Raw genomic sequence first — 10,463 nt, 5'->3', positions numbered from 1 at the left:
GGATACCGCCGAGCCAAAGAGGCGTTTGAGGCGGCCGGGCGCCGGATCTACGATGCCACTGTCGGGGGAAAGCTTAACGTCTTTCCAAAGATCTCCATCGAGCAGGCGCTCGAACTTGTTAAAGACGCGCAGGCATGAGACCCCGACACACAGGAGGCTTAATGGATGGTCCACTCTCATCGGCGCGGCAAGCTAACAACAAGGGCAACGCTCGGCGTTGGCGGCCATATGTTACCAACGCATGTTTGCTTGCTGGCGCGAAAATTTTGCAGCTCGTGCTGTTTGCGGTGCTGGCCAGAAAATTGGGAACCGAGAAATTCGGGGAAATCGCTCTCGGCTTTACGTTGGTAAATATCCTGATCCCACTGACTTCTTTGGGGGCACCCACCTATGCGATACGCGAGTTTTCGCGTGCACTCGATTTCGTTACGACCCTTCGATTTACTAGTGCGGCCGGGATTGCCTTGAGCTCGGTTTCTGGCATTCTCGGATTGACCTATGGTATTTATCTCGCTTGGTGGCACCCTTCAAGCGCACCCACCCATGCCTTATTTGTAACAATGATTTTTCTAGTTATTTTCACATATAGTAATATAAGAGAAGCCGCCCTGCGGGTTTTGCGGGAATATTTTAAGGCCTTGGCGCCCCGCGAAATCTTTGCTCCGCTTTTGGCAATATCGGGCGTTTTGCTGACGGGCAGCGAAAGCGCGACTGGAGTTGTGATTACCTTGGCTGTTGCATATGGCTTCCCCGAACTTATTGGGTGGGCGATGTTCTTGAAGGGACGTGGTTACGTCGGCGGGCCGAGGGGTGGCGCGTCATCCCAGATTAGGATGAAACCCTTTCGCTCGGAGACGCGGCGTCTGCTGACCGAGGGCTTCACGCTCGGTTTTGGCGTGTTTACGAAGGTCCTGCTTCAGCGAATGGACTTGGTGCTGGTAGGGGTCTTTTTCGGCGTCTCACACGCGGGAATATATGCGGTAGGACACCGACTGGCTCAGGCTTTCAACCTCATAGGTCGGGGCGTCGCGCTCACCGCGGTGCCGGAGCTTGCATCCATCCTCCATATGAGAGGTTTTTTCGCTGCCCGGCGTTTCGCCATGGCTCTCAGCTTGAAGGTTGGGAGCATTGCGGGTCTGTGCCTGGCTCCCATCAGCCTTTTCCCGGAGGCTGTGATCAACGCTTACGCAGGCCCTGAGTATCGCTCCGGCGCAGGCGTGCTTTTAGCACTCGCTGCAGGACAGGCCTTCAACGCGGCAACCAATTCTGTTACCCAACTTGTCCAGCTTGCTGGCCAGGAAAAGGTCGTGACGGGAGCAACCGCACTGGTTACAATCTGCGCAGCAGCGTTCCAGTTGGCAGCAGCCTTCTACGGCACCCCTACAACCGTGGCATGGGTGTCGGCTGTCTCATTGATCGCCCTGAATTTATATCTTGTTTGGTTCTGCACAAGGCCTAGCATTTTTCGTATCGAGCACGGCAAAGGGTAAATGATTATAAATTTATTATTTAAAATTCAAAATGAATACCCAAATAGATACGAGGATCCATCTATATGACCCTAACCGACGATGCAATCTGATCCAATTCAAAAAGGAATAAATCCATGGGGCAGGCGATATTCTCAGCATCTATAGTTATTACATCTGCAATTGTCCTAATACACCAGAGGATTTTAAGACTTACATGGCTTGATCCTGTGGTTATAGCCACTTTAGGTTTTCTTTGTTCCGGCATTTTTCTATTATCTCACTTTGTCGTATATATTCATGGCGGCACTTATGACTCTACATTTCTGCCAACGACGACTATGTATTTTATCGTGGCCATTCTGGCATGGCATGTTGGAGGATTGACTGGCTGGTGGTTTGCCAGAAGGGGCCCGCGGCCTGCGACGGCCCCTTTAGCTGGGGATCCTGATCGGCGGCCAATTCCTCTCTGGTTGGATGATTCGCCCCTTTTTGTTACCTTCCTTTACGGCTTTTCTATTCTGTTTATCGCTGTCAGCATGTTCGACTTGCTCGACGCCGTTTCCGCCCTGAAAAGCTTCACGTTGACGGCGCTTCGAAAGCTTGCAATTCTTGATACCATGAAGGGGAATCAAGACTTTCAACCAGAAAGTGCACTGAAGGCGATACTTCGCTCAGGTTTTCTCCTTTGGACAACAACGGTAATTGTCAGATGGTCTTTAAATCGCCGAGTCAGCATTGCAAGTATCATTGTCTTTTTTTGGGGGAGCCTGTCAATCATGCTGAGCGGCCTTTCCACGGGCAAACGGTCTGGTATCGCTCTGATGGTTGCACTCTTTGGCCTTTCATTCTGGCTCGCAAAGGCGGTTGCCAGAGCATCAGCATATCCTCACGGATGTTCCTTTCAGGTTGCTTTGCCAACACTTCGCCTGCGGCGCGCTTGGTCGTTTGCAGCCGCTGCCCTAGCCGTTCTTTATGCTCTTTTCGTCGTTTTTCCAATGGCCAGGAATCCGAACGCCATTTACGCGGCAGAGAAGTTTCTTAACCTGACCCATCCAGCAAGGTTCGGCCCTCCCGTCTATTGGCTTGCAGAAAACGCAGGAATTCCCCAGGCTCCCGTCGCCGCTTACGGCTTAGCGTATTTTACGCACGGCCTTGTCAAGGCAGCATATTTCCTTGAAAAACCGACTATTCTCCCCCCTAAGCAGCACGGTTTCTACAACGGAAAGGCGATTATCCGCCTCATCTCACTTATTGAGCCAAAATTGTATCAAAAATGGGAAAATATAAGAATACAACTTGCAGCCGCTTTTGCGAGAAACAATATGTCAACAAACCCATGGAAATCACTAATAGGAGATCTTATATTGGATTTCGACCCTTCAATAACGATATTTATGATATTTATTATTTCACTATCATCAGAGTATCTTTTTAGGATTTTTTTAAACATGAGATCTATCAAATTTTTTCCTATAGCTGTTTTTCTCTCCCTATTTTCACTTTCCGCTCCATTTTTTGGCGGATTTGTAAACAATTTTATAATGTACCCAATAATTTTATGGATTGCCATCTTCTTTCTTAATGACGTATGCTTGGAAGCCATTGGTCGGCGTCGTTCATTTCGTGGCCGCCCTTACTCCCGCCAATAACGACGGATCGGCGCATGGTCGAAGAGGAAGGCAAACAATGAAGATCTTGCAGGCAGGATATCCAAAAAGCGGTAATTATTGGGTCTACTCCCTGCTGCTAGAGACCTTGAAACGATCGGGGCCCCCCCTTAATGGCTACATCAAGAATCATTCTATACAACAACTGGCGAAAAATTGGATGTTAGGAGTGCCAGACCAGAATTTAATCGACGTCGTCGATATCAAAAATTCTTTGATTATGGCACGCATTTCACATTTTTTCTACGAACCAATCAAAGATATTAATCAATATATGAAAAACGTCAGTATAGTCTGGACCCACTCCGCATATAATAAAGGATTTGCTGATTTTGCAAATATGTTTGATAAGGTTATCTACATCGTGCGCGATCCTAGAGATGTCGCCATCTCTATGGCTCATTATACTCACTCTCCGTATCGGAAACAATTCCTTCTGCCTGATGAGGCAACCCCGGAAGAAACGCTGAACAGACATTTTGTTCGCTATATTAGTGGATGGACATATCACGTTGCGAAGCAGTTGATAGGAATTAATGATATAAATGTGGATGTATATTTTTTATTTTATGAACGACTAAAGGAAAATTTTGAAGAAGAATATGATACACTTTTATCCTTTCTCGCCATTGACCTGCCGGAATCCGCGCGCTGGGAGGTTTCCCAAGCTGTAAGAGCAGATCAAATGCGCAAGAAGGCCCCTGGACACGTCCGGCAGGCCAAGGCAAGCCAATGGGGAGATGTCCTTAACCGCAGGCAGAAGCAATACGCAAGGTTAATCGCGGGCCCCTTGCTAAAGCTGCTTCATTATCCCGATGTCCCCTCGGCAACCACCATGCCGTTTCTGCCCAAGAAAATTCCATCGGCTCCGCTGAGGCGCGCACTCAGGCGAGCATACATCGCTCGTGGCCTTTATTTACTCTCAGAAGAGCTTTAGCTCTGGTGGTCTCCCCATTTAGCCATGCATAGAAATACATCACGCACATTAAAAGATATCGTTTCTCGCAAGATAACTGGTAGATAATATTGAACCTATATTTACAAAACATATTAAGGCCTAGAGCAGCGGCACAGCTATGTTTTGTATTTTTTGTCGCCTTTCAGATGCCTTCGGTATAGCTCGGTACTGTACCCTGGGCACTTCTGTTCGGACGACGATATGAGACCGGATTGCAGTTGACCGTGCGCCACTCATTGAGTAAAGGGAGGGCGTTGGTGGAAATCGCAGATTCATAAATTTTCAACATAATATCTGCAATGGACGCGGGGGATTTTCTTAGTTTGATTGATTGCGCTATGGCCATTACCAATTTTTGTGTCGAGGCAGTTGGTCTAAGCAGGAAAATATGCTGGAAACTCACGTTCCTATCCTTCTCCTAGACAAATCATCATAAAAGAAGTGCCGTGGTGGTCGCGGATACGCGCCACTTGCTTTCGCGAGACGGTTCGGCCACTTCTAGGAACAGAAGGTCGACTTCTTCTTGATCAGCCTTTGTCAAATTACGATAAGGTGAAAGCAATGGACGCAAGCATCATTATCCGGACGTACAACGAAGCGCGTTGGCTGCCGGCGGTGCTTGAGGCAATCGCCAACCAGACCTTGGCCCGTGAGCGGTTCGAAGTCCTGGTCGTCGATTCCGGTTCCACGGATGGTACGCGCGAGATCGCAAAGGCGCATGGTTGCCGCCTCGTTTCCATTTCAAAGGAGGAGTTTACATTTGGCCGCTCGCTAAACCTCGGCTGCGCCGTCGCCGAAGGGAGAGCCCTGGTCTTCTTGAGCGGGCACTGCATTCCGGCCACCCACGATTGGTTGGAACGCCTCATCGCTCCGCTTGGCGAACGAGGGATTGCCTATGTCTATGGTCGACAGTTGCCCCACGAGCGGTCAAAATATTCGGAAGGGCAACTGTTCCGGAAATACTTTCCGGAACGCAGTGCTCTGCCGCAGGAGGGGTTTTTCTGCAACAACGGCAATGCCGCCTTGCTGCGTGAGGTCTGGCAGGACAATCTCTTCAATGAAGCGCTTACAGGGTTAGAAGACATGGATCTAGCCAAACGACTGTTGGCACAAGGCTGGAAAGTTGGCTATATCGCCGAAGCGCCCGTCTATCATATTCATGAGGAGTCTTGGCTGCGTGTCCGCCAGCGCTATGAAAGGGAAGCCATTGCCTTGCAGGCGATCATGCCAGAAATCCATGTGGATTTCATCGACTTCCTCCGCTATTTCGTTTCGGGCGTTTTGTTCGATTGGGCTTCGGCTCTGCGCGATCGGTGCTTTCTTCGGTTTGCTGGCGAAATCGTCATGTTTCGCCTGATGCAATACTGGGGAACGTGGCGCGGCAACAACGATCATCGCAAGCTTTCCCGTCGACGCAAAGAGGCCTATTTTTATCCGAGATGAGAGAACGCGTGTAGCCCGAGCCGGGCCCAAAAAATATTAGGAGGCGTGTGTAGGATGAATGCGGCTGGACACCTAATCCACACGGCCCGGCTGATGAAGCATCTCGACTACTTGACTGGTTTTCGCACGATAGGGCAGATTTCTGCGTCGTTTCCTTTTGTCCTCCGAGCGAAAACTTTCTCTACGCGCTACTATGCTATTGATGTTGTGGGAAAGCTTGGTGGCCTGAGGCGTTCCCTACTCACCGGACCGCACTCCTTCTTGGTGTGGAGAGATTCGGTATATGCTGCGTGATTGCACAACGGAGAATCCCGCGCGACGATGAAAAGCGTTGCAGGATGTCCGGTCGGAGCAGAAAGACTAGCTTTATGCGGGCCGGTTTGCCTTGTGTTTTTCTTTTCATGAGCAAAGGCGAGGCAAAAGGAAAATAAACGCGAGAAGATAGGAAAGAACATGAAGAAACATATTAAGATAATTCTTGATAGCATTGGTCTTCTCAAACCTCTTCACAGGATGTTACTTCGTCTTGGCATGATTGAAGGTCACGGGCACGAGCTGTTGATTAGAATGTTGAGACGGGAACATCGCCGGCAGGGCACAGCAATGAAGGGACGATGGCTTGTAGAGATTGGGTCAACCCGCGAGAAATTGCCTGGGCAGGGATCCACGGCCCAGCTCGCCGCGATCTGCCAGCGCTATGGTTTGCACTTTACGACAGTGGATATGGACCCCGAGAATACACATCAGGCAGCAGCGACGCTTGCGCGCTTTGGCAATGGATTCGAGGCCGTGAACATGAAAGGTGAAGATTTTCTCGCCTCCTGCGAGAGAATAGTCCACTATTGCTACCTGGATGCCTTCGACATTGATCACGGCCACCACAGCGTAGAACGACAACGACGATACGAGGAACATTTGGGTGTCTCTATTGAAAACGAGCTTTGCTGGAAAATGCATCTGGACTGTGCCCGTGCCTTGGTGGAAAGGATGCCGAAGGGTGGCATCGTGGTCTTTGATGACTCTTGGTGGGATGGCCACAGCTGGCAGGGCAAGGGACATCTCGCGATTCCCTATTTACTAGAGCAGGGCTTCGAGATCGTCATCTCGACCCGCAATGCCGTCGCTTTGGAGCGGCGACAATAATAGGAGGAAGCCCCGGATGCAGGACCAGGCTTTCAAGCTCGTTGCGTTGTTGCCTATAAAGGGCCACAGCGAGCGCGTGCCGGGAAAGAATTTTCGCACCATCGCAGGCCAACCTCTTTATCGCTGGACACTTGACACGCTCCTTTCACTTCCCGAAGTCGAGCGCGTGATCGTCAATACGGATGCGCGACGTGAACTCAAGGAAAGCGGCCTGAAGGAGGAAGGATTTGGCGGACGGGTGCTGATCCGTGATCGCAAACCCCAACTGTGCGGCGATTTCGTCAGCATGAACCGCGTGCTTGCCGATGATATTGAGGCTGTCGCGGCCGACATTTATCTGATGACTCACACCACCAACCCCTGCCTCAGCGCCGCCACCATCCGCCGGGCGATTGCAGCTTTCCGGGACGCGCGCGCGAAGGGCAAGGCTGATTCGTTATTCACCGTCACCCGCATCCAAACCCGTTTCTATCGCGCGGATGGAAGCCCCGTAAACCACGATCCCGACAACCTCGTGCGCACGCAGGATCTTGAGCCTTGGTTCGAAGAAAATTCCTGCCTCTATATTTTTAGCCGCGAGAGTTTTCGGGCGACGGGATCACGCATTGGCCGACAGCCGATGTTATTTGAAACAACGAAAGTTGAGTCAGTCGATATCGACGATGCAGACGACTGGACAATAGCTGAGGCGCTGCTGCGGTACCGACAGGGGAAGGGTAGCGCATGAGTGACACGAAAACATCCACCCCACGCGTGCTCGTGACCTGCCCGCCCATGCTTGGGATGATAAACCAGTTCGTTGCTCGCTTCGCCGAGCTTGGATTGGAGTTTGAGGCCCCTCGCGTGATACAGACCCTGAGCGAAGAGGAACTCATCCATCACATTGGTGGTTTCGATGGTTGGATTGCCGGCGACGATCCGGCCACAGCTCGGGTGCTGGAGGCTGGTGCGCGCGGGCGATTGCGGGCCTTGGTCAAATGGGGTGTCGGTACCGATAATATCGACTTTGACACCGCTCGACGGCTCGGCATCCGTACCGCTCATACACCTGGCGTCTTTGGTCGTGAGGTGGCTGACATCGCCATGCACTACGTCGTCGCGCTCGCGCGCAATACATTTTGGGTGGACCGCGAGATCCGCCTGCGAGCGAGCTGGCCGAAGCCGCAGGGTATATCGCTTGCTGGCCGAACCGCAGCTCTCGTAGGTTTTGGTGATATCGGACGTCAAACGGCACGGCGACTAATCGCTTGCGACATGCGGATAATTGCCTATGATCCTTGCTTCCGCCCCGCGGGCGGCATCGAAGTCGAGCCGGCCACTTGGCCGGAACGTATAGACGAGGCGGATTTCATCATCTTCACGTGCCCGCTCACTGACAAGACCCGTCACCTTTTCAATATGGAAATCCTGGAGCGACTGAAACCAGGCGTTCGAATTGTAAATGTCGCACGTGGTCCAGTAGTGAGCGAGACGGCGCTGGTCGAGGCGTTGCGGCGCGGTATCGTCCACTCTGCAGCTCTCGACGTCTTCGAAACTGAGCCGCTTCCGGCCGACTCGCCGCTACGCGCGTTCGAGCGGTGCATCTTCGGCTCGCACAATGCCTCGAACACCCGTGAAGCCGTTGAGCGTGTTTCGCTGCAGGCGATCGACCTGCTCGTTGAACTGATGGGCTGCAAGAAATGAGTGCCCCTGCTAACCGTGCTGCCCTTGTCACTGGGATCGCTGGCGGTATCGGCACGGCAATAGGTCGGGCTCTTCGTGCTGACAAGTGGCACGTGATCGGACTCGATCTTTCTCCCCCGGATAACGAGGAGGCATGCGATTGCTTTCTGAGAGAGGATCTAGCGCGGATCGGCCGCTCAGAGGAAGAAAGCTTGGATTTCGGTGCTCGGCTGGCACGAGAGCTAGGAAAATTTTCGCTCTCCTTGCTTGTCAACAACGCCGCGGTTCAGCGTCTCGGCAGATGCGACGAGCTCTCTTGGAAGGACTGGCTAGAGACTCTTTTCGTTAATCTCTCCGCGCCCTTCGCGCTGGCGCGCCTGCTGGCGCCCCAACTGCGTGCTACACAGGGATTGATCATAAATATTGGTAGCGTCCACGCGTGCGCTACAAAGCCTGGTTTCGCCGCCTATGCGACGAGCAAGGCAGCACTGCACGGTCTTACTCGTGGGCTTGCTGTCGATCTCGGGCCGCAAATCCGAGTCGTCACCTTGGCCCCCGCCGCCGTAGACACCCCTATGCTAGCGGCCGGCTTTCAAGAAGCTCAAGATAAGTTGGCGGCGCTCAAAACGGCTCATCCCTTGGGCCGCATTGCACGACCCGAAGAGGTTGGACAAGCTGTGAGGTTCCTTGCATCTGAGGCTGGAGCCGCTTTCATGACTGGAAGCACGATGTGGCTCGATGGAGGAGTCTTGGCGCGTCTTCATGATCCAGTTTGAGCAAAACATGCCCTTAACCAATGTCACGTGTGTATGGCCAGCTAATGCTCTGCTTGGAGAAGGTCCCCTATGGGAGCCAGAGCAGAGCGCTCTTTGGTGGGTTGACATCCGGGCACCGGCCCTCCACCGCTGGTGCCTTCGTAGTGGAGCACGCGCCCGATGGATGCTGCCGGAATGGATTGGTTGCCTTGCGATAACTGATAGAGGCGATCTTCTGCTGGCGCTTCGCTCAGGGCTCCATCTAGCAAAGCGTCCACGTGCTGGCAGACCTCTTTCACTTAAATTAATCGCCTCTTTCCCCGAACCGAATGAGCGGCTGCGCTTCAATGACGGCAAGGTTGCTCCCGACGGAAGTTTCTGGGTTGGGACGATGGATGACGAGGAGGTCGAAGACCTTGGGTGCTGGTATCGTTGGACGCCGACGTCGGGATGGCAGACAATGGTGGAGGGGTTCCGGGTAACCAATGGGCCGGCCTTTGATCCCTCACGAGGATGTGTCTATCTGACTGATTCTGCGCGCCGGACCATTTATCGCTCTCGATGGCAACCAGGCACCACGGAACTTGAGCTCACCGTTTTCCGGCAGTTGGAATCTTCCCACGGATACCCAGACGGAATGAATATAGATGGTCAAGGACGGTTATGGGTAGCCTTCTGGGACGGTTGGTGCGTGCGCGCGTTCGATCCAGAGAGCGGCGCGATCGTGCAAGAAATCCGGCTGCCGGTACCTCGTCCGACAAGTGTCATCCCAGTTCACCGCCGCCCCCCCGGCCTGATCGTCACATCGGCGCGCATTGGCCTAACCAAGGAAGAACTGGAATGCGCGCCGCTGTCAGGGGGCCTCTTTTTCATCGAAGCCCCAGAAATGCGAACCGCCCTTTCCATACCTCGGGTGCAGTTGCCAATCTGAAACAGAATGATGCTGCGCAATCTTTTGCAAGATTGCTCGTTTCTTGATGTTCTCACTTATCCTAAACATCCCCGTGCAGGGCAATGAAGCAGATGAAAGAGACCATTAGAGGTGGAGGTGGAAATGCCACCAATAGCCGCTCTTACGGGCACGACAGTCGATCAAGACCAGCATAGCAAACGGCAATGTTTGTTATATTGTTATAATACCTTTTTATTCAGAAAAATAATACCCATGCCGAGTGCGCCCCCGCCAGCAAGAGCCCATATGATTACCATCAAACGATTCGGCTCGATAGGACGTTCCGGAGATTTAGCCGGATCCACAATCCGAAACGCATATTCAGGGCGGGCCCTGGCGGTGGCCACCCGCTGCAGCTGGCTCTGGATCAGATCGAAGATCGCGTTCTTGAGCTGCATGTCGGTCGTGCGG

At 52.6% G+C, this 10,463-nt stretch carries 10 protein-coding genes; 9 read left to right on the top strand and 1 reads right to left on the bottom strand.

The features are described 5' to 3' along the window. The first annotated feature begins 134 nt into the window (after positions 1-134). From D6694_11395 to D6694_11355, 9 genes are all read left to right on the top strand, one after another. Positions 135-1,490 (top strand): hypothetical protein, encoded by a 1,356-nt coding sequence (locus tag D6694_11395; protein RMH39240.1) that lies wholly within the window; start codon positions 135-137, stop codon positions 1,488-1,490. A 116-nt stretch (positions 1,491-1,606) separates the two neighbouring features. After that, a complete protein-coding gene (locus tag D6694_11390) occupies positions 1,607-3,121 on the top strand; it encodes a hypothetical protein (GenBank protein ID RMH39239.1) in 1,515 nt (504 codons plus the stop codon). Then, positions 3,054-4,076 carry a hypothetical protein gene (locus D6694_11385; protein ID RMH39238.1) on the top strand — a complete coding sequence of 341 codons (1,023 nt, stop codon included), beginning with the start codon at positions 3,054-3,056 and terminating at the stop codon, positions 4,074-4,076. Before D6694_11390 ends, D6694_11385 begins: the two co-directional genes overlap by 68 nt. 582 nt (positions 4,077-4,658) lie before the next feature. Next, positions 4,659-5,540 (top strand): glycosyltransferase, encoded by an 882-nt coding sequence (locus D6694_11380; protein ID RMH39237.1) that lies wholly within the window; start codon positions 4,659-4,661, stop codon positions 5,538-5,540. Positions 5,541-5,993: 453 nt separating this feature from the next. Continuing rightward, complete coding sequence (locus D6694_11375; protein ID RMH39236.1) at positions 5,994-6,683, top strand: hypothetical protein; 690 nt, start codon at positions 5,994-5,996, stop codon at positions 6,681-6,683. 16 nt (positions 6,684-6,699) lie between these two features. Continuing rightward, positions 6,700-7,410 carry an acylneuraminate cytidylyltransferase family protein gene (locus D6694_11370; GenBank protein ID RMH39235.1) on the top strand — a complete coding sequence of 237 codons (711 nt, stop codon included), beginning with the start codon at positions 6,700-6,702 and terminating at the stop codon, positions 7,408-7,410. Between the two features lie 47 nt (positions 7,411-7,457). Beyond that, a complete protein-coding gene (locus tag D6694_11365; protein RMH39241.1) occupies positions 7,458-8,366 on the top strand; it encodes a phosphoglycerate dehydrogenase in 909 nt (302 codons plus the stop codon). Further along, positions 8,363-9,121, top strand: coding sequence for an SDR family oxidoreductase (locus D6694_11360; GenBank protein ID RMH39234.1), 759 nt, complete (start codon positions 8,363-8,365; stop codon positions 9,119-9,121). The genes D6694_11365 and D6694_11360 overlap by 4 nt, the downstream gene beginning before the upstream one ends. Next, a complete protein-coding gene (locus tag D6694_11355) occupies positions 9,084-10,031 on the top strand; it encodes an SMP-30/gluconolactonase/LRE family protein (protein ID RMH39233.1) in 948 nt (315 codons plus the stop codon). The genes D6694_11360 and D6694_11355 overlap by 38 nt, the downstream gene beginning before the upstream one ends. 200 nt (positions 10,032-10,231) lie before the next feature. On the opposite strand, the gene D6694_11350 is transcribed toward D6694_11355, so the two are convergent. After that, a partial coding sequence (locus tag D6694_11350; protein ID RMH39232.1) for a hypothetical protein occupies positions 10,232-10,463 on the bottom strand: 232 nt, incomplete at its 5' end.

The sequence above is a fragment of the Gammaproteobacteria bacterium genome, from assembly GCA_003696665.1.
Classification (GTDB): Bacteria; Pseudomonadota; Gammaproteobacteria; order Enterobacterales.
Note: the sequence above shows the minus strand (reverse complement) of the source record. Positions and strands in the feature narration are given on the sequence as shown.